This is a genomic window from Massilia rubra, assembly GCF_011682065.1.
Lineage (GTDB): Bacteria > Pseudomonadota > Gammaproteobacteria > Burkholderiales > Burkholderiaceae_D > Telluria_A > Telluria_A rubra.
This window is the reverse complement of record NZ_VUYU01000022.1, coordinates 12,353-28,177: the sequence shown is the minus strand read 5'-3', so window position 1 is coordinate 28,177 and position 15,825 is coordinate 12,353. Positions and strand designations below refer to the sequence as shown.

Sequence of the window (15,825 nt, the reverse complement as noted above, 5' to 3'; positions counted from 1 at the left end):
CCACATACGAGGGCCGGCCAATCTTACCCGATGTCGCTGCCGCTGCGAAGGCCGTCTTGCGCCAGTGCCGGCAACGCCACGTAACGCTCCACGTTCACCCTTTCCAGGAACGTGGCGTCGTGCGACACCACCAGCAGCGCGCCCCGGTACTGGTTGACGATGTCTTCCAGCGCCTCCAGGCTCGCCATGTCCAGGTGATTGGTCGGTTCGTCGAGCAGCAGCAACTGCGGTGGGGTGCTGGACATGAGAACGCACGCCAGGCCCGCGCGGATCCGTTCCCCGCCACTGAGCTGGCCGGCCAGTTTTTGCGCATCCTTGTTGCGGAACTTGAACTGCGCCAGCGCATGGTGGCAATCGTTGTGCGACAGGTCCGCGTTGAGACGCTGGAAATTGTCGAGCACCGTTTGCCCGGCCTGCAGCATGCCGATATCCTGACTCAGGTAACTGTATTGGCCCACGCCGATGGTGGCCGTGCCGCCCACCGGCGCCAGCTGCGCGCAGATCAGCTTGAGCAGCGTCGACTTGCCGGCGCCGTTGCGGCCCACCAGCGCCACCCGCTCCGGCCCGAACATGCTCATCGAAAAATCCGAGAACAGGCGCTGCGCGCTCCCGGGATACCGGTACGCCAGGCGCTCGACCATCAAGACCATTTTCCCGTTCGGGACCGAGGTCTTGTCCATGACCACATTGATTTCCTCCTTTACTTCGCGCAGTTGCCTGGCGCTGTCGAAGCGGCTGTTGGCGGCGGCCAGCAAGCGCTCTTGATGGGTGCTCATGCGCCCCAGCGTGCGCTCGCTGGTGCCGCGCTTGGCGTTCGCTTCATTGCGGTCGATCCGGCCTTCGCTAAACAGCTTGCGGCCTTTGGCGCGCTTCCTGTCGAACGCTTCGAGCGCCTGCTGGGCGGCGCGGCCAGCCTTCTTGCAGCCTTTTTTGGCGTCCTCGTAGTGACGCTCGATGGCATCTTCGCGCAGCTTTTTCTGTTCGCTGAAAGCGTCAAAATTCCCACCGTGGACGTGGATGCCGTTAGCGGTCAATTCGATGATCTCATCGCAATACCCCAGCAGCGTGCGGTCATGGCTGACCATCAGCAGGCCGGTCTCGGTGGTGGCGACGAAGTCGTAGAGCGCCTCCCTGGACTGGCTATCGAGGTTGTTCGTCGGTTCGTCCAGCAGCAGGAAATCGGCCCCGCTCAGGACCGCGCGGATCAGCAGCAGCCGGGTTTTCTGGCCGGCGCTGAGCGTGCCGAAGGAGCGCGCCAGGCCGAGCTGCGCCAGGCCATGGCGCTCGAGCTGCAGGCGCACAGTGCGCTCCACATCCCAGTCGTCATCCAACGCGGCGAGGTCGGCCTGCTCCACGCTGCCGGCGCCGATGCGCGCGAGTGCGGCGATCTTGCCGGCCACGCCGAGCACGCAAGCGACGCTGTCGCCGTCGAACGCGCCGCTCTCCTGCGGGCAGTGGCAGATGCTGCCCGTGACCGCGATCGATCCAGCCTGCGGAAGCAGCGTTCCGGCGATCAGCTTGAGCAAGGTGCTCTTGCCGATGCCGTTGTCGCCGATGATGCCGATTTTGCGTTGGTAAAAAGTATGCGTGAAGCCGGCGATATTGAGCGCCGTCCCCTCGATCGTGTAGCTGGTGTTGTAGGTGGCGATACAGCGGGTAGTGTGCATGCGGTCGATTCGATCTGTTCAACGGAAGGTGGGCGAAGGCGTAGCGCGTGGACCGCATGCGGCGCCGCGACGCGGCAAGTGCGTCTGGCGGGGCTGGAAAGGCGGTTTCGCCGGCTGTTACGCCGCGCGTCGACACACTGGCGCGCACCCGGGATCGGTGCGGCACCGTTCGGGCGCGGAAACAAGCTTGCTGCGGCCGCAGTGGTGACTGCGCGGCCGCACACGGATACGCCGCTGGTCGTGAGGGTCACGAGGGCGGTCGGTACATCGGGCGGAGGGGAGTTATTGCTTGTACATGGCGTGCGCCGGAACGGGTGGGAAGGAGGACTATTAATCCGCTGTCAAGATTAGTTTAACATCAATAGTTCTCAAATTCAACCCTGTGCGAGGGGGAGGCATCCTGGGCCACCACGCGTGACATAGTGTGGTCCATGAACTCGAACGAGCTGTTCTTTATCATCCACTCGCAGATTGCGCGGCCTTGCGCATCCATCGCGGATGGCTTGCGGCTCTTCGATGCTACCTGCCAGTGGCAGCAGCAGGATCATCGGCAGCTTGCGCGTCTTGATGAAGGCGGCGCCGAGCGAAGCAAGCAGCGCTTCGACCGGCATCGCCACGGCCAGGCCGGTGGCCCCGCAGGCGGCGACGACCACCAGCACGGGATGCAGGCGCAGTACGTAGCCGACGATGATGACGACGACGCCGATGAGCGACCACAGATTGACAGCTGTTTGAATGGTTTCTACGGTAGACCCGTCAGGGGGCCGGGGAATCTTACCCGATACCGGGGCGGCGCCCTAGTCTTCTTCGGGCTCCACGCCCTTGATGCGAATGGCGAAGAAATTGCGCTTGTCATGCGGGGAATTGAACTGGTATGTCACCTGGATGTCGGCCTGCGGCCGATAGACCGAGAATTCACCGGACAGCGACTTGACGTAGACATCTTTGCGGATCAACTCCATGCCCTTGGTCACGCACTTGACGACACGCGAGATGTTATGCTCCATGAACTCGAACGAGGTGTTCTGCATCATCCACTCGCAGATTGCCCGGCCTTTCGCATCCATGACGGATGGCTTGCAGCTCTTCGATGCGATCTGATTGACGCTACCACCATATTGCGTCTCCAGTTCCATCGAGCGCGTTTCGCCGACTGCGATGCCTTCGGCAAAACTGTCGATCACCGCGCACATTGCATCTGTTTTGGTCTGCGCCACTGCGACCGAGCATATGCCGCACAGCGCTGCGCCGGCGACCAGGGCATGGATCGATTTCATGTTCTTCCTAAAAAAACAGCCCCGCACATCTTGCGACATGCGGGGCAGGTTGCGGCATCAGTCGATGCTTAGAACGTCGCTTTCACCTGCACGCCCAGGGTGCGTGGCTCGTTGACGATACCGGTCAGGTTATCGAAGTCGATCGCGCCGACCGACTGTACCTTGTCGGTGATGTTGCGCGCGAAAGCCGCCACTTCGTAGTTATCCCACTTGTAGCCCATGCGCAGGCCACCTTCGAGCAGCGACTTGGCCTTGTATTCCTTGGCTTCGTACAGGAACATATTGTAGGTGCTGCGGTACGCCCAGTCGGTGTACGCAAAGAATTCGCCATTCGCCACCGGCACGCTGTAGCGCAAGGTGAAGTTACCTTGCCACTTCGGTGCGCGCGGCAGCGGATTGCCGTTCAGTTTTTGCGTGTACGCAAACGGGCCTGGCACGCCGGTCGGGGTGCAACCATTTACACCCTTGGTGTTCGGCTCATTGCCGCAGGTCTGGACGAACAGGTCCGAATCCTTGATCTCGGTGTTGTTGTAGCTGCCGCCCAGGGTCATGCGCAGTGCATCCGACAGGTTGGCCTGGAAGTCCAGCTCCACGCCCTGCCCGGTCACCTTGTCGGCGTTGATCAACTGGTTCATGTTGATCTGGCCCGAACCGGCGGTCAGCTGCTTGTCCTTGACGCGGTACTGGAACACGCTGGCCGACAAACGCGCGCGGCGGTTGAACAGGTCCTGCTTGATACCGGCTTCGTACGACAGCACTTTTTCGGCTTCGGCGAACGATGGACGATCGGCCAGGCCGTTCAGGCGACCCTGCATGCTCGGTGCGCGATAGCCGGTGGCGATGCGGGCGAACAGGTTGGAATCGGCGCTCAGGGCGTAGGTGCCGGACATATCCCAGCTGACGTTCTTCGAGTCGTTGCTGATGCCGAAAGGACCGGCAGTGGTCAACTCAACCCGCTTGGCGGCGAAGTTCTTCTTGTCGTTGGTGTAGCGCAGGCCGCTGCGCAGCTTGAACTTGTCGGACACGGTGTAGTTCAGCGAACCGAAAGCCGCCCACGATTTGGTGTCCTGGGTCTGGGTCGCGAAGAACGGGTTCTGCGGATTGCCGGGCGCGAGCGAATCGAAGCTGATGCTGTCGATCTGGATGTCTTCGTTGAAGTAGAACAGGCCGGCGATCCACTGCAGCGGGCCGCTGTTGACCGACTCCGCGCGGAACTCCTGGGTGAACTGGCGATGCTTCGGCAGCACATCCGCGGTTTCGACCACGAACGGGATGAACGCGGCCTGGTTGGCGTAGCTCGGACCCATTGGCTGCGCGTACACGGCGCCGTAGCCGCCGTCGACGTCGGCGCGGCTGTAGAAGTCGGCCGACTCGTAACCGGTGATCGAGTGCAGCGTCACGCCGGAGAGGTCCAGGCGCAGGCGCATGCTGGCGCCTTCGGTGCTGAGGCGCTGTTCGTTCACGCCGTCGGTGTCGTAACGGCCGTATTCGAAGCCGTCGACCAGTTCATTGCTGCCCTTTTTGAGGATATTCGAGCGGAACAGGGTGGCGCTGCCATCCATGTCGCGCGCATGCACGTTGAACAGGGCGCTGAAGGCGCTGGTCGGCTTGACCAGCACTTGCAGGCGCAGCGCGTCATCGTGGTAGCCTTCGAAATTCTTGGTGCCGTTGCCCGGACGGCCGTTGTGAACGCGGTCGTCGCGGTTCTGCGACTGCACCGAGATGCGCGCGGCGACAGTGTCGCTGATCGGCAGGTTGACCGCGCCTTCCAGGTTGCGCGCGCGGTAGTTGCCGATGCCGATGGTGGCGTAGCCGTCGGACTTGCCGATCTGCGGCTTGGCCGAGTCGAACTTGATCACGCCGGCCGGCGAGTTACGGCCGAACAGGGTGCCCTGCGGGCCGCGCAGCACTTCGACCTGGTCGACGTCGAACACCGGGAAGCCCTTCAACATCGGGCTTTCCTGCACGATGTCGTCGACCACCAGGCCGACCGGCTGCGATGCGTTCAGGTCAAAGTCGGTATTGCCCTGGCCACGGATGTAAAAACGCGGGAACGAACGGCCGTAGTCGGATTCGATGTTCAGGCTTGGCGTGCGGCCCGACAGGAAGCGGATATCCTGCCCGCCCGAGGTCAGCACGTCGAGCTTTTCGCCTTTGAGCGTGGTGATCGCCATCGGCACATCCTTGATGTTCTCGGAACGGCGCTGCGCGGTCACGATGACGGTTTCCAGCTGGCCGGCTTGCGGCCTGGCTTGTTCGGCTGGCTTGTCCTGTGCCATCGCAACGTGCAACGGAAAGGCGCTGGCGACGGCCAGGGCGATCAGCGAACGGGTGGCGAACTGCTTGCTCTTGATTGTCATGTAGGTAATTCCTTAGGTCGATGAACCATTTGATGAAACCTGCGTCCCGGTTCGCATCGGCATGGGCCAACCCTGGCTTTCAAGCGCCTTGCAGCGCACAAAATGGCCCTGATCACCCTGCTGCGACTGCGCTCCCGTCCGTATTTTGTTGCTGCTTGGGCATCGTAGCATGAAAAGAATTGACCCGAAATCATGGCAATTGCGTTTTCATTTATATTTCGATCATATAAATGACGAAGCAAAATCGTATTTGCCATACATATTAGTGCTGATGCATAGTTCTAAAACTGTGCCTGTGCCATTTGGCGCAGCGCAATATTCCCTAGCCATACGCAATCCCGGGCATAGCGAACATGGCGATACCACCGGCCCGGCCAGAGGGGGCCTGGCGAGCAAGGTTCTGCACAAAAAGACGCGTAATTTTCGCCACATGAGTTGTTGCAACAATACGACATAGTTCGCCAGGAAAATTGCCATGAACCAACTTAGTGCATCCGCCAGCCGCCTGAAGGCCGTTGCCGGCCTCGGCCAGCAAATCTGGCTCGACAACCTCAGTCGCGATTTGATCGCATCGGGCCAACTGGCGCGCTGGATTGCCGACGACGGCGTTCAGGGCGTGACCTCGAATCCCGCCATTTTCTACAACGCGATCCGCAGCGACCCCGCCTACCGGGCCGCGCTGCCGGCGCTGCGCGCGGCCTTCCCTGAGCCGGAAGCGCGTTTCGAAGCGCTGGCGCTGCCCGACGTGCAAGCCGCGTGCGACCTGTTCGCGCCCCTGTATACCGCCAGCGGCGGCCGCGCCGGTTTTGTGAGCTTTGAAGTCGCGCCGCGCCTGGCGCACGATTGCGCTGGCACGGTGGCCGATGCGGTGCGCCTGTGGGCGGCCATCGGCCGGCCGAATGCGATGATCAAGATTCCCGCCACCGAAGCGGGCATCGCGGCGCTCGAAGAAGTGATCTATGCCGGCATCAACGTCAACGTCACCCTCATTTTCAGCGCCACCCAGCTGGCCGCCGTGCGCGCGGCGCACCGGCGCGGACTGGCGCGCCGCCTGGAAGCGAAACTGTCGGTGCAGCGCATCGCCAGCGTGGCCAGCATGTTTATCAGCCGGGTCGACGCCGCCGTCGACGCGCTGCTGCCGCCAGCCGCGGCGGCCCTGCGCGGCAAGGCGGCCATTGCCGCCGCGCGCGTGGCGTATCACGAGTTCAGGAACGACGCCGGCTTTGCCATCTTCACCGCCTTCGGCGCCACGCCGCAATGGCTGCTGTGGGCCAGCACCGGCGTCAAGGATCCGGCCATGCGCGACGTGACCTACGTTGAAGAATTGATCGGCGCGGACACCGTCAATACGGTGCCCGATGCGACCCTGACGGCCTTTCGCGAGCACGGCGAAGCGCGCCTGTCGCTCATTGAGGACGTCGACCAGGCGCGCGCCGTATTGACGCAACTGGGGCGGCACGGCATCGCACTCGATACAATTGGTAACGACCTCTTGCGCGCCGGCCTGACACAATTCGAGCAAGCACACGCCAATTTGCTGGCTTTGCTTGCTTAGTGTCGTTAAGCTTACGCATTCCTTTCGCCCCATCGCAGCCGGTGTGCCGGGTACAATATCGCTTTCCAGGAGTTAAGTCATGAAATTAAAGCAACTTAGTATCACGATCGCGGCGCTGTGCGTCGCCGCCAGCGCCACGGCTGCCGACCCGAAACTGGGCATCGTGTACGACGCCGGCGGCAAGTTCGACAAGTCGTTCAACCAGTCCGCTTTCGAAGGCGCCGAGCGCTTCAAGAAAGAGACCAACATCAAATACATCGAGGCGCAGGCCAGCAGCGATACCCAGGCCGAACAAGTGCTGCGCGGCCTGGCGCGCAAAAAGCTCGACCTGATCGCCGCCGTCGGCTTCTCGCAGACGCAGGCCGTGCAGAAGGTCGCGCAGGAATTCCCGAACGTGCGCTTCGTGCTGATCGACGCCGTTGCCAAGGGCGCGAACGTCAACTCGATCCTGTTCAAGGAAGAAGAAGGCTCGTACCTGGCCGGCGTGGCCGGCGCCATCGCGTCGAAGTCGAAGAAAATCGGTTTCGTGGGCGGCATGGACATTCCGCTGATCCGCACTTTCGCCTGCGGCTACAGCCAGGGCGCAAAAGCGACCAATCCGAAAATCGAAGTCATGCAAAACATGGTCGGCACCACCAGCGCGGCCTGGAACGACCCGGCCAAGGGCGGTGAGCTGGCGCGCGCGCAGTTCGACCGCGGCGTGGACGTTGTCTTCGCCGTTGCCGGCGGCAGCGGCATGGGCACCCTGCAAACGGCCAAGGAAAAAGGCAAGCTGGCCATCGGCGTCGACTCGAACCAGAACTACCTGCATCCGGGTACCATGCTGACCTCCATGGTCAAGCGGGTCGACCTGGCGATCTACGATTCTTTCATGCAGATGAAGAACAACACCTGGAAAGCCGGCGTCACCTACAAAGGCTTGAAAGAAGGCGGCGTCGATTGGGCGCTGGACAAGGATAACCGTGCGGTCGTCACGCCGGAAATCGAAAAGCGCGTCAACGAAGCCAAGGCCAATATCATCAGCGGCAAGGTCAAAGTGGTCGACTACCGCGCTGGCAGCAGCTGCCCGGTCTAGATTCTCCCCCGCTTCTCAGAAAAGCGCGCCGCACCAGTCTTGACTGGTCCGGCGCGCTTTTGAACTCATTTACCTTTATCTCTTACCACTGACCGCTATGCAGCCAGCTGTAGAATTTCGCAATATCTGCAAAGCCTTCGGGGCCGTGCAGGCGAACGCCGACGTCAGCTTCTCCATCGCCAAGGGCTCGATCCATGGCGTGATCGGCGAGAACGGCGCCGGCAAGTCGACCCTCATGAGCATCCTGTACGGCTACTACAATGCCGACAGCGGCGAACTGCTGATCGACGGCCAGGCGCAGGATATCCGCACCAGCCAACAGGCGATCGCCCTCGGTATCGGCATGGTGCACCAGCACTTCATGCTGGTCGAGAATTTCACGGTGCTCGACAACGTCATGCTGGGCGCCGAAGGCGGCTTCAAGCTGGCCTCGCAGCGCGCCGCCGTCGAAGCGAAGCTGCGCGAGATCTGCACCCGCTACCGCCTCGACGTCGACCCGCTGGCCAAGATCGAAGACCTGTCGGTCGGCGCGCAGCAACGCGTCGAGATCCTCAAGCAGATCTACCGCAGCGCCAATATCCTGATCCTGGACGAGCCGACCGCCGTGCTGACCGCGCAGGAGACCGCGTCGCTGTTCGAAATCCTGCGCCTGTTCAAGGAACAGGGCAAGACCATCGTCCTGATCACCCACAAGCTGGGCGAAATCATGGACATTACCGACCAGGTAACCGTGATGCGCGCCGGGCGCGTGGTGGGCGCGGTACAAACCGCGACGACCTCGAAAGAGGAACTGGCCAACATGATGGTGGGCCGCCCGATCCAGGGCGAACTGCCGCGCGCCCCCTACAATCCCGGCGCCACCGTGCTGGAAGTGGCGGGCCTGCAGTTGCAGGACGCCGCTGGGGTGCGCCTGCTGGCCGATATCGACTTCACCCTGCGCGCGGGCGAAATCGTGGCCATTGCCGGCGTGTCGGGCAACGGCCAGAGCGAATTGATGCAGATCTTGTCGGGCATGCGCCTGCCGAGCGGCGGCAAGGTCGCCTTCCTCGGCGCCGAACTGCCGTTCGCCAGGCGCGCCGACGCCGACGGCTTGCCGGCCACGTTCCGCAAGCTCGGGATCGGCCATGTGCCGGAAGACCGCCTGCGCGATGGCGTGATCAAGGATTTTTCGGTCATGCAGAACACCGTGTTCGGCTACCAGGACCGGGTCTGCAACCGCTGGGGCCTGTTCGACTTCAAAGCCATCGCGGCGCGCTGTGCCGGCCTGCTCAAGGCCTTCGACGTGCGTCCGGCCAATCCGGACCTGCGTATCGGCCTGCTCTCGGGCGGCAACCAGCAAAAGGTGGTGATCGCGCGCGAAGTGTCGGCCAAGCCGAAGCTGATGCTGGTCGGCCAGCCGACCCGCGGCGTCGACATCGGCACCATCGAAAGCATCCACACCCAGTTGCTCAAGATGCGCGACGAAGGCGTGGCGATCCTGCTGGTATCGGTGGAACTGGAAGAAGTGCGGGCGCTGGCCGACCGCATCATCGTCATGTCCGGCGGACGCATTACCGGTGAACTCAAGATTGAAGAATTCGACACTACCCGCATCGGGCTGCTGATGGGCGGGATGCACAAAACATGAAAACGACCGAACTCCCACGCTGGGCAAGCGCGTTTGTCCTGCCTGTACTGAACCTGTTATCGGCTTTGCTGGTGGCCGCGCTGGTGATCCACCTGCTCGGCGAAAGCCCGACCGAATCGCTGCGCATCCTGATCGACAGCGCCGTCATCAACCCGGAGGGCCTGAGCTACACGCTGTTCTACGCCAGTACCTTCATCTTTACCGGCCTGTCGGTATCGATCGCCATGAAGGCGGGCCTGTTCAACATCGGCAGCGAAGGCCAGATGTACGTCGGCGGCCTGGGACTGACCGTGGTCATGCTCACGCTCGACCACTCGCTGCCCGCCTGGCTCCTGATTCCCGCCGCCATGCTCGGCAGCGCGGTGTTCGGCGCGGCCTGGGCCTGGCTGCCCGGCTATCTGCAGGCCAAGCGCGGCAGCCATGTGGTGGTCACGACGATCATGTTCAACTTCATCGCGGCCAGCCTGATGAACTTCATCATCGTCAAGTACCTGATCCCGGAAGGCCAGCAAAACCCCGCCAGCCGCGTGTTCTCGGACGCCGGCGCCATGCCGCGCCTGAACGAATGGTTCCCGGTCCTGGGCGATACTCCGCTCAACGTCAGCTTCCTGATCGCCATTGCCGCCCTGGTCATCTACGGCGTGATGGTGTGGCGCTCCTCGTGGGGCTACCAGCTGCGCGCCACGGGTCTGAATCAAAGCGCGGCGCATTATGCGGGCGTCTCGATCAGCCGCATGATCATCGTGGCGATGCTCATTTCGGGCGCGCTGGCCGGCCTGGCCGCGGTCAATTCGGTCATGGGCTCGACCCATTACCTGAGCCTGAACTTCCCGGCCGGCGCCGGTTTTATCGGCATCGCGATCGCGTTGATGGGACGCCAGCACCCGGTCGGCATTTTCCTCTCGAGCGTCTTGTTCGGTGCACTGATCCAGGGCGGCTTCGACCTGTCGCTGGAAAAACCGAACATCCCGCAGGAGACCTTCATCTTCATCCAGGGGCTGATCATCCTGTTCTGCGGCGCGATGGAAAATCTGTATGCGCCCGCTGTCCTGAAGCTGCTTAACATTCGCAAAGGATAAGCCATGTTCGAAGACCTCCATTTAGCCAGCATTGTCGTCTCCACGATCCGCAATGCACCCGTCCTGATTTTTGCCGCCATGGCCGGCCTGTTCGCCGAACGCAGCGGCGTGGTCGACATCGCATTAGAGGGCAAGATCCTCGCCAGCGCGTTCGTCTCGGCCGCTGTCGCCTTCACCACGCAGAACGCCTGGTACGGCGTGGCTGCCGGCGTGGCCGTATCGGCCGCACTGGCGCTGTTGCAGGGTTACGTGAGCATCACCCAGAAGGGCAACCAGCTGGTGGGCGGCATTGCGATCAACATCGCCATGAGCGGCCTGACTTTCGTGCTGGCGCAGTTCTTCTACCAGCAGGGTGGCCGCACGCCGGACCTGGGCCAGGCGCGCCTGTTCGACATCGTCTTGCCTGGCACCCAGGCGCTCGAAGGCATTCCTTTCATCGGCTGGTTCTACGGGCACGTGATCGGCGGCCATTCGGCGCTGGTGTACCTGGCGTTCGCGCTGATCCCGCTGGTGCACTGGGTGATCTACCACAGCCGCTTTGGCCTGCGCCTGCGCGCCTGTGGAGAAAACCCGCACGCGGCCGACGCGGCCGGCGTCAGTGTCGCCACCACGCGCTACATGGCGATGCTGGTGGCCGGCATCCTGTGCTCGTTCTCGGGTGCTTACCTGGCGATTGTGCAAAGTGGTTTCTTCCTGCGCGATATGTCGGCCGGCGCTGGCTACCTGGCGCTGACGGCGCTGGTGTTCGGTAACTGGCGTCCGATGTACACGGCGCTCGGCTGCATGATGTTCGGCTTTTTCAGCGCGGTGCAGATCCAGATCGAAGGCGTGGACTTGCCGGGCATCGGCCGCATTCCGGGCTCGCTGATCCAGATGGTGCCGTACGTGGTCACCGTGATCGTGCTGGCCGGCCTGATGGCCAAGTCGGTGGCGCCGAAAGCGATCGGCAAACCGTTCGTCAAATCGCGTTAATGTGCTGACAAGGCGCATGGCGAAGCGCAGCCTGGCCGCCTTCGCCTGTCTGCTCTCACTGGGATTCGGGGCGCTGTTCGGCGCTGGCGAATACCTCAGTTCTCCCGCGCGGCGCCAGATCGGCGCCGCGCCGCCCGACTTCCCTGCTTCCTCGGTTACCATTCCCAGCGCCGCCGGTCCTGTGCGCGGCTGGATGGTGCGCGGCATGCCCGGTGCCGGCACGGTCCTGCTGCTGCACGGCGTGCGCGGCAACCGCCTGCAGATGCTGGACCGGGCCCGTTTTCTCTCTCGTCTGGGCTACGGCGTGCTGCTGATCGACCAGCAGGCGCATGGCGAAAGCGCCGGTGAGCGCATCAGTTTCGGCGTGCGCGAGGCCGAGGGGGTGCGCGCGGCGCTGGGGTACCTCAGGCGCGAACAGCCGGGAGAGCGGATCGGCGTCATCGGCATGTCGCTCGGCGCGGCCGCGCTGGTGCTGTCGAAACCCGGTCGCGCCATCGATGCGCTGGTGATCGAGGCGATGTATCCGACCATTGAAGAAGCGATCGAAAACCGGCTGCGCCTGTATATGGGCGGCGCGGGTGGTGCGCTGGCGCCGCTGTTGCTATGGCAGGTGCCGCTGCGGCTGGACCTGACCCTGGAGCAGCTACGGCCGATCGACGCCGTCGGCGCGCTGGCCTGCCCTACCCTCGTGGTGGGCGGAGAGTTCGACCGCCATACCAGCGAAGCCGAGACACGCCGCATCTACGCCGCCGTGCCGGGACCGAAGCAGCTGTGGATCGTGCCCGGAGCGGCGCACACCGACTTCCATGGGCTGGCGAAGTACGAGTATGAGGCGCGCATCGGCCAATTCATGGCGCAGCACCTCAGAGGCATTAACCCGCTCAAAAAATGAGCACTCGCAGGACAGGGACTGATGGCGTTTCGTTATTGATTCGGATAAAAATTCTCAAGTAAAGCGCCTGCGATAAAGGGAGGAAGTAACGCAAGCTTCGGAAGTCAGAGGTCATTCTCGGTTCTTAAGTCTCCTTCATTAACTTCTCTCTCACCCTGCCTAGAATGGCACGCGGGCCGTCTATAACGATAACCCCGGGGGTTGGACGAACCACTACTTCCCCCTCTCTCCAGCGAAGAAACCTAGGCAGTTTCTGGCGATAGACAATGGAATCGGGTGTCCGATGGCTTTCAACATAGTGCATACCTTCAATGACCCTATACAAGATTACAATAGAGTTCATAGTGTTAGCGTCCACTCTAAATCGTGCGGGCACAACCATAAAGACGGACACTAGTGAACCCAGTGCGACACCAAGCAAGAGTCCCTCAACTGGTAATGACTCCTTAAGCCCCCCAAAAAAACCATACATCAACAGAGTCGTTAACAAAACAATGATTAGCCATGAGCTCAACTGGGACCATGACTGAAAAACCAGCATATAGCGCCAGGGCGGCTGAGGATAGGAAATTGTCGAAATATTGCGGCTGGTTTTTTCGTTAGGCGACATTTAATCCCCCAATATTGAAAAATTTAAGTAAACCCGGGCGGGGCGATTTCAAATTGCCGCCGCCCGGAAAATTTTTCCGGCAATAATATTTACAGTTATTACGCGGCAAACGTTATGCAACTCTCAACACGTTCAGTTCCGAGCAAACCCTAATTTTTTGTTCGAAGATATGCGTAAGTCACTCCACCACCAACCATGGCGCCTATAACTGCACCTATAGGGCCGGCTGCGGAACCGAACATTGCCCCTAGTCGTGCACCGCCAAGAAACGCACCAATCTGCGCTGAGCCTACTGTCGTGCCTGCTGTGACTACTGCTTTGGAAATGTCTCCGCCAGATACATGATCAACTTCACTGGTTGTCAGGGCTCTCATACTTTCTCCTTTAAGTACAATACGCACCGCTCGCTACTTACGGTGGGCTAGCAGACTTATCAATAAAGGCTGTTCAAACCGATTTCAGTTCCCCTCCCGTATCGATCGTTGACTTTCTACAATCAACATCTTTTTCTTATCTAATTTTTTTGATTGTTCGGCCTGAGTCACGATGAAATTTCTATCTTATCAGTCGCGTAATGGCTGAATGGTTACCAAAAACCGCAGTTTTCCTGAGTTATAAGAATGAGGAATTAACTGTTCGCAAATCCGATGCCTTACCAGCATTTAAGCCAACAACCCGATCCGCAGAGTTGATCGTTTCCGGGCGGTGCGCCACCATGATGCGCGTCAGTGCCATTGCACTCAGCGCTGCATTGACGAGCTGTTCATTTTGAATATCGAGATGACTGGTCGCTTCATCCAAGGCCAGGACTTTGGGAGATTTGTATAACGCGCGTGCCAGGAGAATGCGCTGTTTCTGCCCCCCGGACAAACTGCTCCCCATATCGCCAACGAGCGTCTGATACCCCATCGGCATGGAAGCGATTTCCTCGTGTACAGCCGCCATACGGGCGCACCGCTCGACATCCGCGTATTCACATCTGCTGTCGAAAAAACTGATGTTGTCGATGATGGAACCTGCCAGGAGAACATCATCTTGCATGACTGTGCCGACGAGTTGTCGATAGGCCTGCAAACCAAGCTGCTGAATCGGGATTCCATCGATCATCACCTCCCCTTCGGTGGGCGCAAGCAGTCCGAGAAGGATCTTGCACATTGTCGTCTTGCCACATCCGCTGGGACCGACGAGCGCCACGTTCTGCCCTGCCGGGATGTGCAGATTCACCCCATCCAGAATCCAAGGTTCGCCGTCCGCATAGCGAAACTTCACATCGCGCAGGGTGATGCTGGGAGAAATGCGGCTTAGGTCGCTTTCCGACATGGTCGTGGGCTCCGCCGGCTCAAGAACGATATCGGACAGACGTTCGGCGTGCAGCCCAAGCATCTTCAGGTTGATCAACATATCCACGAGGCTGACCATACGGCCTGCGAATGTCGTCGCGTAACTGATGAATGCCATCAGCATACCCACCGTCAGCGCATTTCGCAGCACCAGCCCTGCCCCAATGTAGAAAACGATGAGACTTTGCAAGCCGATGATTGTGCTGTTCCCCGCCTTGATCAGGATGATGAGTTTTTCGGTTCTGGCGTCACGATTGACGACATCCTGTTTGAGGTTTTGCCAGCGCGCCTTGCGCTCGGTCTCCCGCCCGAACAATTTGAGGGGAACGATGGCGCGTACGGTTTCCACAAAATGCGTATTTTCCTTTGCCGCGAGGATCAGGCGTTCCTGCGATGCGATCCTGAGCGGCTGGTAAAAAATCCACCTCAATGCGGCGTACAGAGCGACGCTGATGGCGACGATCAGCGTGAGCTCAGCGCTGTACATCAGCATCATCCCCACGGCCAGCAACGCCATCAAACCATCGAGTGCGCTTTCCACAAAGACACTGGTTAACGTTTGCTGGATCGCGGCGATACTGCCAAAACGAGAGAGCACGTCGCCCAAGTGACGTTTTTCAAAAAACACTGTCGGCAGACTGACCAGATGCGAGAAGACACGGGCCGACCATTGCAGGCCAACGTCGATGCTCCATCTCATGAGCACCAGGCTGCGCGCGATACCAATCAGCGTCTGCGTGACCAGCAAGAGAGCAAAGCCGACAACCAAAATCTGCAGCAGTTGATGATCGCCGCTGACGATCACCTCATCGATCACATATTGATTGAACAGCGGCGATACAAGCGCAAACACTTCCAACGCAAGTGCCAGCGCAAACACTTGCAATAAGGCCCGGCGCAATCCCACGACCGGCCCGGTCAACTGCTTGATCGACATCTTGCGGGTGGCGTCCTTCTGCTCAAATTGCGCCGTCGGCACAAGTTCCAGTGCGACACCGGTGAAATGATCCGACACCTCAGCCATCGTCAGAACACGTTCGCCAACAGCGGGATCGAGAATAACCACAGTCGTCATGCCGCGCAAGCTGCGCTTGATCTTTTTAAGTACGACAAAATGATTCAGGTTCCAGTGCAAGATGCAAGGGCACTTCAAGGCACCCAACTCTTCCAGCGCCAGTTTTAAAGGCCGCGGGGCCAAATGCATCGAGCCGGCGTGACGCATCAATTGAGCCAGGCTTGCGCCCTTGAGGCTGATCGAAAAACGCCTTCGTAAATCCGCAAGGTCCATATGACTGCCGAAGTGGCTTGCCACCATGGCGAGACACGCAAGGCCGCATTCGCTCGATTCGGTCTGCAGAATGGTTTTCATCA

Annotated in this window: 10 protein-coding genes and 1 pseudogene; 6 read left to right on the top strand and 5 right to left on the bottom strand. The window is 60.6% G+C overall.

The genetic code is table 11. From position 1 onward, the window contains the following. Positions 1 to 23: 23 nt before the first annotated feature. The 4 genes and pseudogenes from F0185_RS25365 to F0185_RS25350 all read right to left on the bottom strand — a co-directional run bounded on the left by F0185_RS25365 (position 24) and on the right by F0185_RS25350 (position 5,304). Positions 24 to 1,667: an ABC-F family ATP-binding cassette domain-containing protein gene (locus F0185_RS25365; protein WP_167229197.1), complete on the bottom strand. Its 1,644-nt coding sequence runs from the start codon at positions 1,665 to 1,667 to the stop codon at positions 24 to 26. Between the two features lie 524 nt (positions 1,668 to 2,191). Further along, positions 2,192 to 2,404: pseudogene (locus F0185_RS25360) on the bottom strand (5-oxoproline transporter, DUF969 family subunit); the annotation flags it as partial. A 60-nt stretch (positions 2,405 to 2,464) separates the two neighbouring features. Further along, the gene (locus tag F0185_RS25355) at positions 2,465 to 2,944 is read right to left on the bottom strand and encodes a hypothetical protein (RefSeq protein ID WP_167229195.1); all 480 of its coding nucleotides are present in this window, start codon (positions 2,942 to 2,944) and stop codon (positions 2,465 to 2,467) included. 68 nt (positions 2,945 to 3,012) lie between these two features. After that, positions 3,013 to 5,304, bottom strand: a complete 2,292-nt coding sequence (locus F0185_RS25350; protein ID WP_229477185.1) for a TonB-dependent receptor — start codon at positions 5,302 to 5,304, stop codon at positions 3,013 to 3,015. Between the two features lie 475 nt (positions 5,305 to 5,779). Here F0185_RS25350 and tal point away from each other — a divergent pair, with 475 nt between their 5' ends. The 6 genes from tal to F0185_RS25320 all read left to right on the top strand — a co-directional run bounded on the left by tal (position 5,780) and on the right by F0185_RS25320 (position 12,504). Then, positions 5,780 to 6,859, top strand: a complete 1,080-nt coding sequence (gene tal / locus F0185_RS25345; protein ID WP_167229193.1) for a transaldolase — start codon at positions 5,780 to 5,782, stop codon at positions 6,857 to 6,859. A gap of 79 nt (positions 6,860 to 6,938) precedes the next feature. Next, the gene (locus F0185_RS25340) at positions 6,939 to 7,934 is read left to right on the top strand and encodes a BMP family lipoprotein (RefSeq protein ID WP_167229191.1); all 996 of its coding nucleotides are present in this window, start codon (positions 6,939 to 6,941) and stop codon (positions 7,932 to 7,934) included. A gap of 97 nt (positions 7,935 to 8,031) precedes the next feature. Continuing rightward, complete coding sequence (locus F0185_RS25335) at positions 8,032 to 9,561, top strand: ABC transporter ATP-binding protein (RefSeq protein ID WP_167229189.1); 1,530 nt, start codon at positions 8,032 to 8,034, stop codon at positions 9,559 to 9,561. Next, positions 9,558 to 10,640 carry an ABC transporter permease gene (locus F0185_RS25330; RefSeq protein WP_166894293.1) on the top strand — a complete coding sequence of 361 codons (1,083 nt, stop codon included), beginning with the start codon at positions 9,558 to 9,560 and terminating at the stop codon, positions 10,638 to 10,640. The genes F0185_RS25335 and F0185_RS25330 overlap by 4 nt, the downstream gene beginning before the upstream one ends. Positions 10,641 to 10,643: 3 nt before the next feature. Further along, the gene (locus tag F0185_RS25325) at positions 10,644 to 11,612 is read left to right on the top strand and encodes an ABC transporter permease (RefSeq protein WP_166894292.1); all 969 of its coding nucleotides are present in this window, start codon (positions 10,644 to 10,646) and stop codon (positions 11,610 to 11,612) included. A 16-nt stretch (positions 11,613 to 11,628) separates the two neighbouring features. Next, entirely contained in the window at positions 11,629 to 12,504 is an 876-nt protein-coding gene (locus F0185_RS25320; protein ID WP_167229187.1) for an alpha/beta hydrolase, read from the top strand. 1,222 nt (positions 12,505 to 13,726) lie between these two features. On the opposite strand, the gene F0185_RS25310 is transcribed toward F0185_RS25320, so the two are convergent. After that, complete coding sequence (locus F0185_RS25310) at positions 13,727 to 15,823, bottom strand: peptidase domain-containing ABC transporter (protein WP_167229183.1); 2,097 nt, start codon at positions 15,821 to 15,823, stop codon at positions 13,727 to 13,729. Positions 15,824 to 15,825: the final 2 nt, after the last annotated feature.